The 18604-nt window shown below is 67.2% G+C and carries 16 protein-coding genes; 6 read left to right on the top strand and 10 right to left on the bottom strand.

Annotated elements, in window-relative coordinates; all coding sequences use genetic code 11:
- Window positions 1-7: 7 nt before the first annotated feature.
- The 8 genes from tssH to INQ41_RS00765 form a co-directional block, all read right to left on the bottom strand.
- On the bottom strand, window positions 8-2806 hold the full coding sequence (tssH, locus tag INQ41_RS00800) for a type VI secretion system ATPase TssH (RefSeq protein WP_193985401.1): 2799 nt from the start codon (window positions 2804-2806) through the stop codon (window positions 8-10).
- Between the two features lie 51 nt (window positions 2807-2857).
- Entirely contained in the window at window positions 2858-3946 is a 1089-nt protein-coding gene (tssG, locus tag INQ41_RS00795) for a type VI secretion system baseplate subunit TssG (RefSeq protein WP_193985399.1), read from the bottom strand.
- Window positions 3910-5745, bottom strand: coding sequence for a type VI secretion system baseplate subunit TssF (tssF, locus tag INQ41_RS00790; RefSeq protein WP_193985397.1), 1836 nt, complete (start codon window positions 5743-5745; stop codon window positions 3910-3912). Before tssF ends, tssG begins: the two co-directional genes overlap by 37 nt.
- Window positions 5746-5760: 15 nt before the next feature.
- Entirely contained in the window at window positions 5761-6246 is a 486-nt protein-coding gene (tssE, locus tag INQ41_RS00785) for a type VI secretion system baseplate subunit TssE (RefSeq protein ID WP_193985395.1), read from the bottom strand.
- Window positions 6247-6359: 113 nt separating this feature from the next.
- Window positions 6360-6857, bottom strand: coding sequence for an Hcp family type VI secretion system effector (locus INQ41_RS00780; protein ID WP_193985393.1), 498 nt, complete (start codon window positions 6855-6857; stop codon window positions 6360-6362).
- Window positions 6858-7013: 156 nt separating this feature from the next.
- Window positions 7014-8504 (bottom strand): type VI secretion system contractile sheath large subunit, encoded by a 1491-nt coding sequence (gene tssC, locus INQ41_RS00775; protein WP_193985391.1) that lies wholly within the window; start codon window positions 8502-8504, stop codon window positions 7014-7016.
- A 4-nt stretch (window positions 8505-8508) separates the two neighbouring features.
- Window positions 8509-9018 (bottom strand): type VI secretion system contractile sheath small subunit, encoded by a 510-nt coding sequence (gene tssB, locus INQ41_RS00770; RefSeq protein ID WP_193985389.1) that lies wholly within the window; start codon window positions 9016-9018, stop codon window positions 8509-8511.
- 40 nt (window positions 9019-9058) lie between these two features.
- Complete coding sequence (locus INQ41_RS00765; RefSeq protein ID WP_193985381.1) at window positions 9059-9679, bottom strand: tetratricopeptide repeat protein; 621 nt, start codon at window positions 9677-9679, stop codon at window positions 9059-9061.
- A gap of 300 nt (window positions 9680-9979) precedes the next feature.
- Between INQ41_RS00765 and tssJ the strand changes: the two genes are divergently transcribed.
- From tssJ to hemF, 4 genes are all read left to right on the top strand, one after another.
- Entirely contained in the window at window positions 9980-10582 is a 603-nt protein-coding gene (gene tssJ, locus INQ41_RS00760) for a type VI secretion system lipoprotein TssJ (protein WP_228076646.1), read from the top strand.
- A 99-nt stretch (window positions 10583-10681) separates the two neighbouring features.
- Complete coding sequence (gene tssK / locus INQ41_RS00755) at window positions 10682-12019, top strand: type VI secretion system baseplate subunit TssK (RefSeq protein WP_343224945.1); 1338 nt, start codon at window positions 10682-10684, stop codon at window positions 12017-12019.
- Window positions 12020-12062: 43 nt separating this feature from the next.
- Complete coding sequence (gene icmH / locus INQ41_RS00750; protein WP_193985371.1) at window positions 12063-12851, top strand: type IVB secretion system protein IcmH/DotU; 789 nt, start codon at window positions 12063-12065, stop codon at window positions 12849-12851.
- A 40-nt stretch (window positions 12852-12891) separates the two neighbouring features.
- Complete coding sequence (hemF, locus tag INQ41_RS00745) at window positions 12892-13833, top strand: oxygen-dependent coproporphyrinogen oxidase (RefSeq protein ID WP_193985369.1); 942 nt, start codon at window positions 12892-12894, stop codon at window positions 13831-13833.
- A gap of 396 nt (window positions 13834-14229) precedes the next feature.
- On the opposite strand, the gene polA is transcribed toward hemF, so the two are convergent.
- Window positions 14230-17031 (bottom strand): DNA polymerase I, encoded by a 2802-nt coding sequence (gene polA / locus INQ41_RS00740; RefSeq protein ID WP_193985368.1) that lies wholly within the window; start codon window positions 17029-17031, stop codon window positions 14230-14232.
- A gap of 154 nt (window positions 17032-17185) precedes the next feature.
- Between polA and INQ41_RS00735 the strand changes: the two genes are divergently transcribed.
- A complete protein-coding gene (locus tag INQ41_RS00735; RefSeq protein WP_193985366.1) occupies window positions 17186-17488 on the top strand; it encodes a DUF2782 domain-containing protein in 303 nt (100 codons plus the stop codon).
- Between the two features lie 7 nt (window positions 17489-17495).
- A complete protein-coding gene (locus tag INQ41_RS00730; protein WP_193985364.1) occupies window positions 17496-17927 on the top strand; it encodes a GNAT family N-acetyltransferase in 432 nt (143 codons plus the stop codon).
- Here the strand turns inward: INQ41_RS00730 and alkB are convergent.
- The gene (gene alkB / locus INQ41_RS00725; protein WP_193985362.1) at window positions 17924-18592 is read right to left on the bottom strand and encodes a DNA oxidative demethylase AlkB; all 669 of its coding nucleotides are present in this window, start codon (window positions 18590-18592) and stop codon (window positions 17924-17926) included. The two genes, INQ41_RS00730 and alkB, sit on opposite strands and share 4 nt — an antisense overlap.
- Window positions 18593-18604 lie beyond the last annotated feature (12 nt).

Below are 18604 nucleotides of genomic sequence, written 5' to 3'. Positions count from 1 at the left end.
CCGAAGCTCACTGCATCCGGTAACGGAAGCTGCCCTTCCTGTCGGCGGACACCTTGATCCGGGCGATCTGCTCGCCTTCGGCCATCTTTGCCAATACCGATTCGGCGATTTCCGGCAGCAGGGTCCCGTTGAGGATGTTGTCGACGTTGCGCGCGCCCGAGTCGACCTCGGTACAGCGCTGCAATACCGCTTCCACCAGCGCCTGGTTCCACTCGAAGACCGCCTTGTGGTTGGCCGCGATGCGGTCGCGGATGCGGCCCAGCTTGAGTTCGATGATGCGGCCCAGCACGTCGTCACTGATCGGGAAGAACGGCACCACCTTCATCCGCCCCAGGAACGCCGGCTTGAAGGTCTTCATCAGGACCGGGCGCAGCGCGTCGGCCAGGTCATCCGAGGAGGGCAGCGCGCCGGCCGGAACGTTCAGGCAGGACTGCATGATCTGGCTGGAGCCGATGTTGCTGGTAAGGATGATCAAGGTGTTGCGGAAGTCGATCTCGCGCCCCTCCGCGTCCTCCATCTGGCCCTTGTCGAAGACCTGGAAAAACATCTCCAACACGTCCGGGTGCGCTTTCTCGACCTCGTCCAGCAGGACCACCGAATAGGGATTGCGGCGCACCGCTTCGGTCAGCACGCCGCCCTCACCGTAGCCGACATAGCCGGGGGGCGAGCCCTTCAGGCCCGAAACGCTGTGCGCCTCCTGGTACTCGCTCATGTTGATCGTGATCAGCTTGCGTTCGCCGCCGTAGAGGATGTCCGCCAACGCCAGCGCAGTTTCGGTCTTGCCGACACCGGAGGGGCCCACGAACATGAAGACGCCGCGCGGTTTGTTGGGGTCCTCCAGCTTGGCCGACGCGGTGCGCACGCGTTGGGCGACTGCGTCCAGGGCGTGGTCCTGGCCGATCACCCGCTCGCCCAGCAACGGCCCGAGAGCGCGCACGGTGCGGATCTCGTCCTTCACCATCCGCCCCAACGGCACTCCGGTCCAGGCGCTGACGATCTCGGCGACCACCCCGCCGTCCACCTGCAGCGGCACCATCGGGGCCTCGCCCTGTAGGGCGCGCAGCTCCGCCAGCAGCAGGTCGAGCTCGGCAAGCCTCGGGTTGACGGCAGCGGACGAATTGTTATGTGCCGCCTTGGTCTTGCTGGTTTTTGCCGCCTGGGGGCGGACCGCGACTGCGGTGTCACCGTCATCATCCCCGGCTGCGTCACGGCCATCATCGCCACCACCCGACGCCAGTGCCGACTTGCCGCCTGTCGCCGCCTGCGCGTCGGCTTCCAGTGCCTGGCGCAATTGCTGGATCTGCTGCGCCAGCGCGGTTTCGACCTGCAGGCGCTCGCGGCTGCGCTGCAGTACCTCGGTGGCCGCGGAGTGCTCCGCGGTCAACTCGGCCAAGCGCTCCTGGTGGCGTGCACCGGCGACGGTTTCGCGGCGCAATGCAGCCAGTTCCGCGTCAAGCCGATCCAGATGCTTGACGGTGTCCTCGATGATCGCCGGCGTCGCGCTCAGGCCCAGCGCAACCTTCGCGCACGCGGTATCCAGCACGCTGACCGCCTTGTCGGGCAACTGGCGGCCACTGATGTAGCGGTGCGACAGACGCACCGCCTCGGTGATCGCCTCGTCCATCACGCGGATGCCGAAGTGCTTCTCCATCAACGGCACCATGCCGCGCAGCATGGCGGCACACAGCACCTCGGACGGCTCCTCGATCTTGACCACCTGGAAGCGGCGGGCCAGCGCCGCATCCTTCTCGAAGTACTTCTTGTACTCCGACCAGGTGGTCGCGGCGATGGTGCGCAACTCGCCACGTGCCAGCGCGGGTTTGAGAAGGTTGGCCGCGTCGCTCTGACCGGCCTGGCCGCCGGCACCGATCATGGTGTGCGCCTCGTCGATGAACAGCACGATCGGATGCGGACTCTTCTTGACCTCGTCGATGACGTTCTTGAGCCGGTTCTCGAACTCGCCCTTGACGCTCGCCCCGGCCTGCAACAGGCCCATGTCCAGGGTGTGCAGTTCGACGGCCTGCAAGACGTCCGGCACGTCCGTCGCGGCGATCCGCAGCGCCAGCCCCTCCACTACCGCGGTCTTGCCGACCCCCGCCTCGCCGGTAAGGATGGGATTGTTCTGGCGCCGCCGCAGCAGGATGTCGATCATCTGCCGGATCTCGGCATCGCGGCCAATCACCGGGTCCAAGTGGCCGTCGCGCGCGCGCCGGGTCAGGTTGGTCGTGTACTGGTCCAGGGCGGGTGTGCGCGACAGGCCGGGGTCCGCATCGGCTGCGGTGTCCTCACCGTCGCGCTCCGCCCCCGCATCGACAAAGCGGACATCGCCGGCTTCGATCGAGCCTTCGGTGAGCTTGGCAAAATTGTGCTTGAGCTCGTCGCGCTTGATCCGGACGAACTCGCCCGAACCCCGGTACGCCAGCTGCGACAGGCCCGGCTCGGTCAGCAGGGCCAATAGCAGGTGACCACCGCGGATGCGCGTGGTATGCGAGTCCAGCGAGGCCAGCAGCCAGGCGTGCTGGAAGAGCGTGGGCAGGTGCTGGGAAAAGACCGGCGTACGCGTGTTGCCGGCCTTGAAGCGGCCGACTTCCGCTTCCAGGTCCTTGCGCAGGCTGTCCACGCCGATTCCGCTGCGCTGGGCGATCAGGGCGACATCGCCCTGGGGATGCTCCAGCAAGGCGAGGAACAGGTGCTCCAGGTCGACCTCGTAGTTGCCGCGCGCCATGCACAGGTTGGCCGCGCGCTCGGCGGATTGGCGGCAGGTGTCGTTGAGCTTGCCGATCAGGGTTTTCAGGTTGGTATTCATGCGTTGCGATCCATGCGGTGTCGTCTCCAGGGCGGCGCTGTCGCGCCGTCGTCATTGCAATGTGTGGATCCCGTAGCGGGTATCCGAGCGCGGCGCCGGCGGCGGGCGTGAGCACAGGTAACTGTCGAAGCCCAGCTCGCAACCTGCCCCGGCCGGCAGGGCGATGCCGCGCAGGTGCGCCGGTTTCAGGCTCAGCCGGACCTCGTATTCCAGGGTGCTGCCGGTCAGCAGGGTGAGCCACTTGGCCAGTGCCTTGGCCGCACTGCGTCCGGGCAGGAAGCCGTCAAACTGCGCGCGGTCCAGCGGTCCGATCCACAGGCGCATCTTCAGGTCGCGCTGCCAGACGCGGTTGCCGGCGAGCGCCGTGCTGCCCAGCGCCGCATTCCCCACGCCCAGCCGCGTCTGCTGCGCCTCGGGCACGCGGTACCAGGCGCCGACGAACTGCTCCACGCGCAGCGGCACCTTGAAGTAGTCCGCGAGGATCCGCTGCAGCATCACCGCCGACAGCGGACGCTGGCGGATCGCACCGGCGTAATGGGCGACGGCATGATCGAACACGTCGCTGTCATCGCCGCGCATGCGCCCGCGCAGACCCTTCGTTCCCATACCGGCCAGGGCCAGCACCAGCGGCAGGAAGCGCTCCTCGCCGTCCATTTCGTACTGCAGGCCCAGGCGGTACTTCTTCCACGCGGCGTAGTGCAGGGCCACCGCGCGGTTGCCGAAAATGTCCAGGAAGGCGCGGGCGGTACGGTCGCGCTGGTAGGTTTCGCGCTCGGCGAGTGCCTCGGTGTAGTGCAGGGGCAGCACGCCATGGTTGCCCAGCATGCCCATGAACGCCGGCGTCAGATGGACCTCGCCCAGTTCCTCCATGGTGATGGCGTGTTCGACCGCGGCGTCACGGTCCAGGGCGGTTCCGTCGCTCGCATAGGCCTGGGCCGATTCGATCTGGCTGGCCGGGAACCCCAGTGACATTGATGTGCGAAAACGCAGGCTGCGCGACACCACCTCGCCAGGCCGCTGGCCCTGCTTGATGAACAGCCGCTCAAGGATCCGCAGGGCCTGAAAGAACTCGAAGCGCTGCGGTCCGGCGAGCAGCTGCTGGGCTACCCCAGGATCGATTCGCCGCTTCGCGGTTCGCATCGCATCAGTTCCTCGCCGTTGTCGGCAGACAGCACGGTCAGTTGGGTGAAGCTGTTGGCGTGCACATACAGCCCAAAGAAGTGGTCCAGCACACGGGCGAAGGCGGCAATGCCATGCCCGACAAAGGCGGCCTCGTCGATGCCAAGGCGGATCTCGATGCCGCGCACCACGCTGGCGAAGTGCTTTCCGGGCAGCCACGCACTGGCGCTGCGGTGCTCCAGGGAGACAATGCCGTCGATCTGCCGTCCCGAGGTGCTTGTGCGCACGATGTCGTAAAGCCGCAGCATCTCCTTCAACGCCGGCAGGCCGTCCTGGCTCAGCGACAGATGGTTGAGCGAGAGATGCGAGACCAGTCGCCACTGCGCACCGCGGCCCCGCTCGAAGCGCATCGGTCGGGTGGGCTTGCGCAGCAACGCGATCGAGCGCGCGGGACCGCCGCCCTCCACGGTCAGGTCGCCGCCCTGCACGCCATAGGCGAGAAAGCTGGGAAGGTCACGGTTGCTGCAGGTCAGCACCAGGCTGACCACGTCGGTCTGCGGCTGGACCGGATTGAAATCCAGGTCGACGAACGACAGTTCGGTCTCGAACCCGGGGCTGCTGCGTGCCACCTGCTCGTCACGATGGGCGAACCAGTAATGGCCGGACTCGTCAGGCAACTGGCCGTGCTGCAACGAATAGAACGGGCGGAACTCGGTCACCTTCTCGCCCTGGGCGGTCTGACGGATCCGCTTGACCGAGTCGATCGACACCACTTCATAGGCAAACGCGCGCCGCGCATCCGCCACCACCGGATACGAGGTGCTGCGATGGGTTACCCGGAGGGGCTCACCGTGCTGGGCGAACAGGTTCACCACCGGCGTGCATCCCAGCAGGATGTTGTCGGCCGAGAGCGATTCCAGCACGCGCGACACGGTGGCATCCGCCGCCTGCGCCGCCAGCACCAGGTGGATCGTGAAGGTGGCGCCCGCGGCCCTGTGCAGCGGCTTCAGGTCCAGATCGAAGAAGCCGAACTTCTCCGGGAATCCGAACAGCTCGGTCAACAGCCGGTATGCCGGGTGCGAGCGGTCGGGGTAGTCGATCAGCGATTCGTCGGCGCCGAATCCGGCCTGGCTTAGCGGTGATTTCGCCAGCACTTTCCAGCGCCCGCTGCCGGCCGCTTCCAGATAGGCGGCGCGCACGCCAAAAGCCAGGGTGTCACGCAATGCAGCGCAGAAGCTGGCCTCGCCTTCGGTGAACAGCCGCAGCGTGTCCAGACCCAGTGCCGACAGTTGCTGGTGCTCGCCGAGCAGCTCGAAGGACAGCGATATCTGGCCTCCACAGCCCGCCGGCAGGCTGGTCGCCATCGGCACCTCGGCGATCGCGCGGTAACGGGCTTCGCGCAGGCGGATCGGTGCCAGCACCACGTCGCAGGTGGAGCGGAAGCGGCAGTTGACCCCCCGCACGGCCCGCGAGTGCAGCAAGGTGTCACGCGGAATGTGGACCGGCGCACTGAGCTGGGCGAGCGCGGGCCCCATGTCGAAGCGGGCGATGGAGCACGACGGGAACGGGCGCAGGTAGTGGGGGTACATGACCTCCAGCAGCGCCTCGGTGAACTCCGGGTAATCGTCCTCGATCTTCTTGTTGGTGCGCGCACTGAGCAGGGCGAACGATTCGATCAGGCGCTCGACGTGCGGGTCCTGGCTGCCGTCGGCGGACAGCAGCAGGCGCCCGGCGATCTTCGGATAGCGTTCGGCGAACTCGCGCCCGTGGCGGCGCAGGTACCCCAGCTCACGCTCGTAGAACGGCAGCAGGTCTTCCATCAGCTGTGCGTCCGGTCAGGCCGCTGCACGGCGCAACCTGCTGACCGAGTACTGCAGCGTGCTGGGCTGCAGCATCGCGTCGAAACTGATCGGTTCGCGTGCCGGGCGCACGTCCAGCAGACCGTGGATCGAGAAGTGCAGGCCACCCACCGAGCGGCTGTTGCCTTCCAGGGTGGCACGGACGTTGTGCAGGCGCGGCTCGTGGCGGGCGATCGCCTGCTCCAGGGAGCGGCATATCGCGGCACGGTCGTGGCCGTTGGCCAGGCTCATGGTGGAAAAGTCGCGCAACCCGTAGGTCATCAGCGAGTTGCGGCAATGGGGGAAATCCTTCAGATCGTCCTCGGAAAAAGCGGCCCGGCTGTTGAGCAGGCCTTCCAGGTCCCGGGCGACCGATTCCTTGTACTGGTCCAGCGAGATCGACTTGAAAATGCCGCTGGCAGCAGTGACGCGCGGTTGATCGTCAAACAGCTTTTCCAGAAGGCTGGGTTCGAATCCTTTCATGGTTCCCTGTCTGCCTACGCGCCACTGGCCGGACGCGGAGTGCAGCCCGGAAATACAATGCGATGACGACCGGCTGGCCGCCATCGCACCGACCCATCAGGGCTTTACGACCGTCAGACCCGGTAGCTGGGCGTGTTGTCGGTGTTGCTCCACTGCGCGACGGCCTTGCCGCCGACGCCGCCACCCTGCTTCTGCTGGGTGTATGACCACTTGATCGCACCGAAGCTCAGCTGGACCTGCTCGGACGGCATGCCGTCATGGCCCATGCCGGTGGTGACGCGGTGCACCAGGACGTTCAGCAGTTCGATCGTGTAGTAGTTGATCGCCTTGCCGTCCTTGTCGGCGCGCATGAACTCGATGCGGGCCTTGGGGAACGTGGTGCCGTTGGCGCACGCCTGGAACAGGGCCGTCGATGCGAGGTCGATACGCTTGTTGATCTCGATCGGGGACATTTCCACGCGTGCCGCGGTGGTGCCGCCAGCGCTGGACGCCGTCGCCGAACGCGGCTGCAGGACGTCCTGGTTGAAGGACTCGATCTCGATCCAGTCCTTGTGCTCGGAGTCCTTGGACTCGCCCTTGATGGTGTCAATGCTGAGGAATGCATGCTGCATGATCTGGTTTCCTTTTGTTCCGTTCTTCCGTGAGAGTCGCCACCGGGACGAACCCGGCGCAGTAGTTGCTGCCAACTTGATGGAACCAAAACGGCGGCCGGCCTGGCGGGATCTCTGCCCCGCGATGTCGACCGCCTTTCAGCACGCGAGTGGCGGTTACCCCTTGGCGCTGGCGGGAAGCTCAGCGACCAGGCGCAATGACACCGACAGCTCGTCGAGCTGGAAATGCGGGCGAAGGAAGGACACCGCCCGGTACACACCGGGCTTTCCGGGCACTTCCGACACCTGCACCGAAGCCTCTCGCAGCGGGTATTGCGCTTTCGCTTCCTGCGTCGCGTTGTCATCCAACAACACGTACTGCGCAACCCACCGGTTGAGGAAATCCTCGACGTTACCGGCCGAGGCAAAACTGCCGATCTTCTCGCGCATCATTGCCTTGAGGTAATGGGCAACGCGGGAAACGGCAAACATGTACTGCAGCTGCGACGACAGCGATGCGTTCGCATTGGCCGCGTCGGTGTTGTACTTCCTGGGCTTCTGCGCCGACTGCGCCCCGAAGAACGCGGCGTAATCGGTGTTCTTGCAGTGCACCAGCGGAATGAAGCCCAGGTCGGAGAGCTCCTTCTCGCGGCGGTCGGTGATCGCCACCTCGGTCGGACATTTCAGGGCCACCTCACCATCGTCGGTGCGGAAGGTGTGGGTCGGCAGGTCCTCGACCAGGCCGCCGCCTTCCACGCCGCGGATCGCCGCGCACCAGCCGAAGTCCTCGAACGCCTTGGTCAGCCGCGCGCCGAAGGCATAGGCGGTGTTGCACCACAGGTACCTGGAGTGGTCGTTGCCGTCGACATCCTCGACATAGTTGAAACCCTCCACCGTGGTGCCGTCCTTGGGGTTGTAGGGCAGCCGGCCGAGGAAGCGCGGCAGGGTCAGGCCCACGTAGCGGCTGTCCTCGGAATCGCGGAACGACTTCCACTTGGCGTATTCGATGGTGTCGAACACCTTGGCCAGGTCGCGCGGCTTGCCCATCTCGGTGAAGCTTTCCAGGCCGAACATGTCCTCGCTGGCGGCGGCCACGAACGGCGCGTGGGCCGCGGCGGCGACATGCGACATCTGCTCGATGAAGTACATGTCCTCGGGCTGGCGGCCGATGTTGTAATCGCCCAGCAGGGCGCCGAACGGCGAGCCACCGAAGGTGCCGAACTCCTCCTCGTACACCTTCTTGAACAGCGCGCTCTGGTCGAAGTCGATCGCCGATTTGAAGTCCTTGACCACATCCTTCTTCGGTGCGTTGAGCACCTTGATCTTCAGCTGCGTCCCGGTCGAAGTCTGGCTGCACAGATAATGCAGGCCGCGCCAGGTGGACTCCAGTTGCTGGAACTGCGGAGCGTGCATCACCGCGGTCAGCTGCTCGGAGATCATCCGATCCAGCTCGGCGACGCGCGCATCCAGGGTCAGGTTGAGGTTTTCCGAGACCACTACGGTGCCCTTGAGCACCTCGCGGGCGAGCTCGGAGATGATGTCGCGGGCACGCTGGTGCTCGGCGTCGGAGCGCGCGACCTTGCTCTGCTCGACGATCTGATCGAGCAGGCCCGGCTCGGACGTGGTGGTCGCGGCCTGGGCGGGCGCCGCGCTTGCCTGGGTGTTCATCGCGTTACTCCTCGTCAGCCGGGTCGTTCTGGCCGAGCTGCCGCAGCTGCTCGGTATTGGCCAGGACATCGTTGAGCAGGTCTTCGAGCTTCTCGTTGCCGGCCACCTTGTTGCGCAGGTCGGCGAGCTTGGAGCGCGCTTCCAGCAGCTTGCGCAGCGGTTCAACCTGCTGGACTACCGCCTCGGGACGGAAGTCGTCGATGGAGTTGAAGGTCAGCTCGACGGCGAACTCGCCGCCGTTGTCGGAGAGTTTGTTGGGCACCCGGAAGGCGGCACGCGGCGCCATGCCGGAGATCACCTCGTCGAAGTTGTCCAGGTCCACGTTGACGAACTTGCGGTCCTTCAGCTTCGGCAACGGCGCCTCGGGTTGGCCGCTGAAGTCACCCAGCACGCCAACGACGAAAGGGATTTCCTTCTGCTCGATCGCATCGCCCTTCTCCACGTCGTAGGTGAGCTGGACGCGCGGCGGACGCACCTTCTGCAGGCGCTTCTGGGTGCTTTCCTTCTTGGACATCTTCATCGTCTCCCTGACGATCACGTGCGAATTCGGAGGCTCAGTTGCCGATGCCACCGAAGGGGTTGGCGATATCCGACGCGCTCTTGGGCTTTTCGGCAGGCGTCGCTGGCGTGGCCGGCTTGGGCGGTGGCGTGCCGGCCCGACGTGACGGCGCACGACTGCGCGCCTTCGCGGCCGGCGGCTCGCCGGTGTCGAGGATGGTCTCGCCCATGGTCGCGCGCATGGTCGCGGCTAGGCGCTCGGCTTCGATGCGGGCGGTCTCGGTGGCCAGCGCGCCACTGCCCTGCAGCCGCTGCAACGACTGCGATGCGATGCGCAGGCCCGACACGGTAAGGACGCTGTCGGCGACCTGGTCGGCCGGATCCCGCTGCAGGACTTCCTCTGCGGCGACGATGGCGCGGCCGTAATTGCCGGCATCGAACTGCAATTGCGCGATGCGGACCCACGGCTGCTTGTTGGTCGGATCGGCCTGAGCGGCCTCGTCAAAACCGACCAGCGCGGATTCCACACGGCCGGCCCTGGCCGCGGACTCGGCGTTCTCCAGCACCGCGGCGTATCCGCCGGGCTTGGCTGGCATGCTGCTGCACGCGCCCAGCACCGGGATCAGCGCGGCCATGGCCAGCGCACGACAAATGACCGAACACGGGGAACCCTGCATGTCACTCTCCTTGTGAGCCCCGTACAACGGACCAGGGCCTGTCATTCCTTGAACAGATCGGGGGCGGCTGATGCGCCCCCGAGTAGATATAGTAGCCTACGCCACCGGCCGTCAAGCGGTCCGTTGACGGGGTGGCTCGATGTCGGTGCACGCCGCGGTTCGCCGGGGCGCAATACCGCGTTGCGATATCGGAAGCTGACGTTACCAATGGAGTGGCAAGCAATGGATGCTGGTGATCGCTGTTCCGCCAGGGATTGCAACGAGTCGTCTTCCGCCCGCGTGCATGCGAGGGGTTCGCCGGTGCAGGGGAGCCGCCGCGCGCGGTGGCTGTTGATTTTCGCCGCCTGTCTGGCGATCTCCGGATGCGCGAGCCATGGCGCTGGCGTCAAGCAGGCATTCGGCAAGACGCTGCAGGCGGTCGGCCTCAAGCAGGGCGAAGCGCAGTCCGCCGAGCTGCCCATCCGCCTGTATGCAGGCGACAACCTCAACACCGGCGACGATGGCCGGGCCGCCGCACTGGTCGTCCGCGTGTACCAGCTGCGCGAGGCAAAGCGCTTCAATGAAGCCGCCTTCGACGTGTTCCTGGACGAACGGCGCGAGCACGACGTGCTCGGCGATGACCTGGTATCGGTCACCGAATTTCTGCTCACGCCGGGCAAGCGGCACGAGGTGCTGGAATCACTGCCCGACGGCGGGACCCACGTTGGCGTCGTCGCGCTGTTCCGTGCGCCGGCGCCCACCCGCTGGCGCTTCACCTTCGACACCGGCCAGACCAGTGCCGAAGGCATTACCGTCGGCCTGCACGGCTGCGCGATGACCACCGCCTCCGCAGGACTCATCACGAAACTCTCGACACCCGCGCACAGCCTGTCGTCCAGCCGCTGTGGGCCGCTCGGAAGGTGAGCCGGACGGCCGGGAAAGTTCTGCAACCCATGGTGTAACCTCCCGGCGAATGCATGGAACGCCGGGATTTATCAAAGGATCGAGTGACGCATGACCGGGATGTCAAAGGTTTTCTGGGGCGAAGGACTGTTCCTGCGCCCGCAGCACTTCCAGCGGCAGGACGCGTACCACGAGGCGCGCGTGCAGCGCATGGCCACCACCATCGCGCCCTATTCCTGGGGTCTGCGCCAGGCCGAATTCGACACCCAGGCCCTGGCCGCCGGGACCCTGCGCGCGCAGCAATTGTCGGTCGTGTTTCCGGACGGCGAGTTCTACAGCGCGCCCGGCGATGACCTGCTGCCCGAGGCGATGTCGCTGGAGGGCCTGCCCGATGGCGTGCAATCCACGACGGTGCACCTCGCGCTGCCGCTGCTCAAAGAGCACGGCGGCAACTGCGCCGGTGCGCCCGACAGCGGCGGCAACAGCCGCTACATGCAGGCCAACCGGGCGACGACCGATCTGTACACGGATGCGGGCGAGGCCGATCTGGCCTACCTGGGCAAGAACGTGCGCCTGCTGCGCGATGACGAGCCACGCGATCCCTATGTCAGCGTGCCGGTCGCGCGCATCCGCCGCAGCGCGACCGGCGGCTTCGAGATCGACCAGGGCTTTGTCGCGCCCAGCCTCAGTCTGGGATCGGCGCCACAGCTGCAGCTGCAGTTGCGGCGCCTGCTGGACAGCCTGCAGGCCAAGGCGGATGCCCTGCACGGCCTGCACCGCGAGGCCTCGCAGTCGGTGGTCGAGTTCCGCTCCGGCGACATCGCCTCGTTCTGGTTGCTGCACACCGTCAATGGCGCGTTTGCCGCGCTGTCGCACCTGTTCCGGCATCCCGGGCTGCACCCGGAGCGGCTGCACCAGGAGCTGCTGCGCCTGGCCGGCGGCCTGCTGACGTTTTCGCGCAGTCACACGCTGGCCGACCTGCCCAACTACCAGCACGCCCAGCCCGAGGCCGGGTTCGAGCGCCTGTTCGAGATCATCCGCGCCCTGCTGGATACCGTGATTTCCGCGCGCTACTTCAAGATCGCCCTCAGCGAGGTCAAACCGTCTTTCCACCTCGGGCGTCTGGATTCCCAGCGCATCGACGGGGATTCCGCTTTCTACCTTGGGGTCAGCGCGGACATGCCGGCCAACGAACTGGTCCAGACCGTGCCGGTGCGCTTCAAGGTCGGCGCGCCGGACGATGTCGACAAGTGCGTGCTGTCGGCGTTGCCGGGCGTGAAGCTTGTCCACGCCGCGCAGGTTCCGGGCGCCATCCCGGTGCGTACCGGCGCGCAGTACTTCGCCATCGAGGCACGCGGCCCGTTGTACGAGCGCATGCTCAAGGCCCAATCGCTGATGATCTACGTGCCCTCGGGCGTGCGCGAGCTGAAGCTCGAGCTGATCGCCGTGGCGCCGTAACGCAGCTACCCACCACAACAGCACCCATGTCAGGCAGGACGCCATGAACTACCCCAACCCGCCGGTTCCCCACCGCATGCCCTCGCTGGGCCCGGCCCATGCCGGGCTGCCGCAGTCCGGCGCCGCCACTCCGCGCAGCCTGCTGGAGCTGATGGCCGACGGCTTCTACCTGTTGATGCTGCTCAAGCGCGGCCAGCTGCCGTCCAGTGAGAGCGGCTTCGTGGCCTCGATCCAGCGCTTTCTGGAAGGCGTGGAACGCGGCGCGGCCAAGCTCGACATCGCCGCCGAGGACATCTATGCGGCGAAATACGCCTTCTGCGCCGCGGTTGACGAGGCGATGCTCGGCCAGCCCTCCGCGTTGCGCGAGGAATGGGAACGCAACCCCTTGCAGTTGCGCCTGTTCGGCGAGCATCTCGCCGGCGAGCACTTCTTCGACCGTCTGGAGGAGTTGCGTGCGCAGGGTGCCGCGCGGCTGCCCTCGCTGGAGGTCTACCACTACTGCCTGCTGCTCGGTTTCGAGGGCAAATACCGTCTGGAAGGCCCGGAGAAGCTCGGCTATCTGGTGGCCCGCCTGGGCGACGAGATCGTCTATCTGAAAGGCAAGCGCACCGGCTTCGCGCCGCACTGGGCGCCACCGGACCGGGTCACCCACGCGCTGCGCCGGGTCATGCCGCTGTGGGCGCCGCTGGCGTTGTTCGCGGTGCTTGGGCTGGGCGCGTTTTTCACCCTGCACACGATGCTGGCGCGGGACACCGGCAAACAGCTGGCCGGGTATCAGCAGGTCGTGCAGATGCCGGGCAAGACCGCGCACGTGACCATCACCCTGCCCTGAGCGGACCGATGCGGTGGCGGGTCTCCACTAGAATGGGCGGATGAATCTTTCCGCATCCTCCAAAGAATCCGACCACGACTTCGCGCGTGTCCGCAGCTACCTCACCTACCTGCAGGATCGCATCTGCGCGGCGATCGAGCAGGCCGACGGCAGCTCCCGCTTCGGCGAGGACAACTGGATCCGCGCCGAAGGCGGCGGCGGTCGTACCCGCATCCTGCGCGACGGCGCGGTGTTCGAGCAGGCCGGCATCGGCTTCTCGGATGTCTCCGGCAGCACGCTGCCGCCGTCGGCGAGCGCCAATCGTCCGGAGCTGGCCGGAGCGGCGTGGCGCGCAATCGGCGTATCGCTGGTGTTCCACCCGCGCAACCCGTTCCTGCCGACCACCCATGCCAACGTGCGCCATTTCCGCGCGATGCGTGACGGCGAGACCGTCGCTTCGTGGTTCGGCGGTGGCTTCGACCTGACCCCGTTCTATCCCTTCGACGAAGACGTGCTGCACTGGCACCGGACCGCGCGCGAGCTGTGCGCGCCTTTCGGCGGTGACGCCCGCTACGAGGCGCACAAGCGCTGGTGCGACGAGTACTTTTTCGTCAAGCACCGCAACGAGACCCGCGGCGTCGGCGGGCTGTTCTTCGATGACCTGAGCGAGGACTTCGAGCGCGAGTTCGGCTACATGCGCGCGGTCGGCGACGGTTTCCTGGATGCCTACCTGCCGATCGTGGAGCGGCGCAAGGATGTCCCTCACGGCGACAAGGAGCGGCAGTTCCAGCTCTACCGGCGCGGCCGCTACGTCGAGTTCAACCTGGTCCTGGACCGCGGCACCCTGTTCGGCCTGCAGTCGGGCGGGCGCAGCGAATCGATCCTGATGAGCCTGCCGCCCTTGGTGCGCTGGGAATACGGCTACACGCCGGAAGCCGGCAGCGCAGAAGCGAAGCTGGCCGACTATCTGCGGCCGCGCGACTGGTTGAACGAGTTGGCTTGAGCCGGAACCGCGGGCAATAAAAAGCCCCGCAGGCAGGGGGGGCCGGCGGGGCTGGTGGAGCCAGGCCTGGGGAGGGGCTTTGGCTCCGGGATCACTCCAGGGGAGGGAGAGATCTGCGACAGGCGTTGCACCTGTCGCGAGCATATGACCACTTTCCACATTGACAGTTCGTGAAGATCGCATAAGGGAACCGCCAAGGTTCAGGGGCGATTCATTGCAAAAATGTCTTCGAACGTGTCGTTAAAATAGCGTTATACCGCTGAATACGCGCAAACTTTGCGCAACCGGGCGAGGCCCCGTCCCCGCGCGGGCGCAAAACCCGCATTTGGACTTCCGCGATGGGCCTGCCAGCCGGTCCGGTCAATGCAGCTGCCGGCCGCCGCAGACCGGCGATCTTCAGTGCGCTTCATCCCAGTTGTCGCCCACACCGCTTTCCACCAGCAGGGGCACCCGCAACTGCGCGGCACCGACCATGCGCGCGACCACCTCCTCGAGCAGCGTGTCGACGAAACCGGCATCGACCTCGAACACCAGCTCATCGTGCACCTGCAGGATCATCAGCGCCCGCCCCGCGTGATCGGCGAGCCAGTGGTGGATCCCGATCATGGCGCGCTTGATGATGTCCGCCGCGGTGCCCTGCATGGGCGCGTTGATCGCCGCGCGCTCGGCCCCGGCGCGCAGGCCCTGGTTGCGGGCGTGGATGTTGTCCAGGTACAAGCGGCGGCCGAACACCGTCTCCACGTAGCCGCGCTCGCGGGCCTGCTCGCGGGTGCGGTCCATGAACTCGCGCACGCCCGGGTAGCGGGCGAAGTACAGGCCGATGTAGTCCTGCGCATCGCCGCGTGACACGCCCAGCTGCTTGGCCAGGCCGAACGCGCTCATGCCGTACATCAGGCCGAAGTTGATCGCCTTGGCGGCGCGGCGGTCGTCGCCGCCGACGGTGTCCAGCGTCTTGCCGAACACCTCGGCGGCGGTCGCCTTGTGGATGTCGGCGCCGGCCGCGAATGCACGCAGCAGGCCCTCGTCGCCCGACAGGTGGGCCATGATCCGCAGCTCGATCTGCGAATAGTCGCAGGCGACGATGCGCCGGCCCGGCGGGGCGACGAAGGCGGTGCGGATGTGGCGGCCATCGACGGTGCGGATCGGGATGTTCTGCAGGTTGGGATCGCTGGAGGCGAGCCGGCCGGTCGCGGCGCCGGCCTGGTGGTAGCTGGTATGGAGCCGGCCGGTGTCGGGGTTGATCATCTGCGGCAGCTTGTCGGTATAGGTGCCGCGCAGCTTGGCCAGGCTGCGGTAGTCCAGGATGATCCGCGGCAGCTCGTGCTGGTCGGCGATGGCCTCCAGCGCCTCCTCGTTGGCCGAGGGCTGGCCCTTGGGCGTCTTCACCAGCGCCGGCAGCTTGAGCTCCTCGAACAGCAGCGCGCACACCTGCTTGGGCGAGTCCAGGTTGAAGCTGCGTCCGGCCAGTTCGGTCGCCTTCTGCTGCGCCTCCAGCATGCGCTTGCCCAGGTCGGCCGACTGTTTGCGCAGCTCGTCGGCGTCGACCAGCACGCCGTTGGCCTCGATCCGCTCCAGCACCGGCACCAGCGGCATCTCGATTTCGCGGTAGACCTTCTCCAGCGCGGGCTCTTCGGCCAGCCTGGCCGACAACACGCGGTGCAGGCGCAGGGTGATGTCGGCGTCCTCGGCGCCGTAGTTCACGGCATCGTCGACCGCCACCTGGTTGAAGGTGATCTGCTTGGCGCCCTTGCCGGCGATGTCGGTGTACTTGGTGGTCGCGTAGCCCAGGTAACGCAGGGCAAGCGAGTCCATGTCGTGGCGGGTGGCAGTCGCGTTGAGGACGAAGCTCTGCAGCATCGTGTCGTCGGCGTAGCCGCGGATCGGTACGCCGTGCCGACGCATGACGTGCATCTCGTATTTGCCGTGCTGGCCGATCTTGCGCCGGGCCGGGTCGGTCAGCAGCGGACGCAGCGCCTCAAGCACCTCGGCGCGATCCAGCTGCGCCGGTGCGCCCGGGTAGTCATGTCCCAGCGGGATGTAGCAGGCGCGCCCGGTTTCCACCGCGAAGCTCAGGCCGACCAGGTTGGCGCGCATCGCGTCGAGCGAGTCGGTCTCGGTGTCGAAGGCGAACTCCTCGGCGCCCTGCAGGCGGGCAATCCAGGCGTCTAGCTTGTCGCGGGTGTCCACGCACTCGTACTCGCCGGGAGCGGACAGCGCGGGATCCGGCGCCTCGGTCGCGGCCGTGTTGTTGCGCGCGTAGCCGGCGGCGGTGTTGCGCACGCTGCCGGCGTCGGTCGCCGCATCGCGCGGGCCATCGCCGGGCTCGCCGCCGAGCTCGCGCAGGGCCTGCTTGAAGCCGTAGCGCGCGTACAGGCCGCGCAGGTCCTCCACGTGCTGCTCGCGCAGGACCAGCTCGGTCGGGCTGCGGCCCACGTCGACGTCCAGCTTGATGGTGGTCAGGGTGCGGTTGAGCGGCAGGCGGTGCAGCGCGGCGCGCAGGTTCTCGCCGATCTTGCCGGTGATGCGGTCAGCGTTGGCGATCACGCCATCCAGGGTGCCGTGCTCGGCCAACCACTTGGCCGCCGTCTTCGGGCCGCACTTGTCGACGCCGGGGATGTTGTCGACCTTGTCGCCCATCAGGGCCAGGTAATCGACGATCTGGTCGGCGCGAACGCCGTGCCGGTCGAGCACCGCCTCATCGCTGTCCAGGCGGCTGCCGCTCATGGTGTTGACCAGGGCGATGCCGCCGCGCGCGGCGCCATCGCCGTCGCGGGGGCTGCGCACCAGCTGGGCGAAATCCTTGTCGCTGGTGGAGATGGTCACGTCGATGCCGGCGTCGGCCGCCTGCACGGCCAGGGTGCCGATGACGTCGTCGGCCTCGACGCCGTCGATGCGGATGATGTCGATGCCCAGCGCGTGCACGATGTCGCACATCGGCTGCACCTGCGGGCGGAGGTCGTCGGGCATGGGCGGGCGGTTGGCCTTGTACTCGGGATCCAGGTCGTCGCGGAAGGTCCTGCCGGGCGCATCGACCACGAAGGCGATGTAGTCGGGATTCTCCTTCAGCGTGGCGCGCAGCATGTTGACCACGCCGAACAGAGCGCCGGTCGGTTCGCCGTCGGCGTTGGTCAGCGGGGGCAGCGCGTGGAAGGCGCGGTAGAGGTAGCTGGAGCCGTCGATCAGTACGAGTCGTTTCATGGCCTGATTCTACTTGTCGCGCCGGCGCGGGCGGACACCGGTGCACGGCAGGCGATGCACGGGCCGGCCGCGCGGCCGTGTCCGCGCGCATCGCGCTATCCTGAGCCGTGCCGCGGCCTCGCGCCGACCCTTCCCCTGCAACGGAGAGTGCGCCATGCGTATCGTCCCGACCCTGTTGATCGCACTTTCGCTCGCGCTGGCCGGTTGCAGCACGACCGGCGCCCAGCCCGATCCGAACGACCCGACTGCCAACCTGCGCAATGCGGAGGTGATCGAGCGCGTGCAGGACAACGGCGACGTGATCCAGGAATACCGGGTCAACGGCCAGCTGAAGGTGGTCAAGGTCACCCCGCGGCGGGGACCGACGTACTACCTGATGGACGACGATGGCGACGGGTTCCCGGACGAGGCATCCAAGGACGCCAAGGTGTACTGGAAACTGTTTGACTGGAACTGAGTCGCCGATGCCGGTCATCCGCACCGTCAGTGCCAGCGACGAGCTGCGCGCCGCGTGGCCGGTGGTCGCCCAGCTGCGTCCGGAGTTCGATGAGGCGCGCTTCATCGCCCAGATGCAGCGGCAGATCGCCAACGATGGCTGCCGCGCGAGCGTTCTGTATGACGAGGACGGCGTGCCGCGCGCGTTTGCCGCGTGGCGGGTGATGGAGATGCTCGCGGTCGGCAGGCACGTGTACGTGGATGACCTGATCACGGACGCCAACTCGCGCAGCCGCGGCTATGGCAAGGCGATGCTGGACTGGCTCAAGGCCGAGGCCAGGCGGCTGGGCTGCGTGCGCCTGCAGCTGGATTCGGGCACCCAGCGGCAAGACGCGCACGCGTTCTACCTGCGCGAGCGCCTGCGGATCGAGGCGCTGCATTTCGGCATCGCGCTGGATTAGGCCGTCGTGCCGCCGGCGGGACCGGCGCGGCGGAACGTCAGATTGATCCGCTGCGCGCCCAGTTGCGGATGCACGCCCGGCGCGACCGGCAGCACGCCGTGGAAGCGCAGCCGGTCCACCCCGCCCCACACGACGACATCCCCGTGATCCAAGGGGACGCGCACGGCGCGATCGCTACGCGCCATACCACCGAAAAGGAACGTCGCCGGCAGTCCGAGCGACACCGACACGATCGGCTGGCCCAGGTCGGGCTCGTCGCGGTCCTGGTGCAGGCTGAGCCGGGTGCCGGGACGGTAGCGGTTGATCAGGCAGGCGTCGGGCCGGAAATCGGGAAAACCGGCCGCCGCGGCCGCTGCGGTGGCCAGCTCTCGCATGGGCGCTGGCATGGTCGGCCAGTCGCGGCCACTGGCAGGATCATGCCTGGCGTAGCGGTAGCCGCCGCGGTCGCTGACCCAGCCCAGCGTGCCGCAACTGGTCGTCGCCACCGACATCGCGCGGCCGCCCGGGGTACACATGTGGCGAAACGGCGCGGCCTGGATGACGTCCTTCAGGGCCGGCAGCAGCGCGTCCGCGGCGGCCAGTGCGAAACCGTGCAGCAGCCAGGCCTGATCCCCCAGTTGCAGGCGGCTGCCGGCGGCGATGCCGGCAAACAGGTCGCCGCTCACGCCGACCGCTCC

Source organism: Lysobacter ciconiae, from assembly GCF_015209725.1.
GTDB lineage: Bacteria > Pseudomonadota > Gammaproteobacteria > Xanthomonadales > Xanthomonadaceae > Novilysobacter > Novilysobacter ciconiae.
Note: the sequence above shows the minus strand (reverse complement) of the source record. Positions and strands in the feature narration are given on the sequence as shown.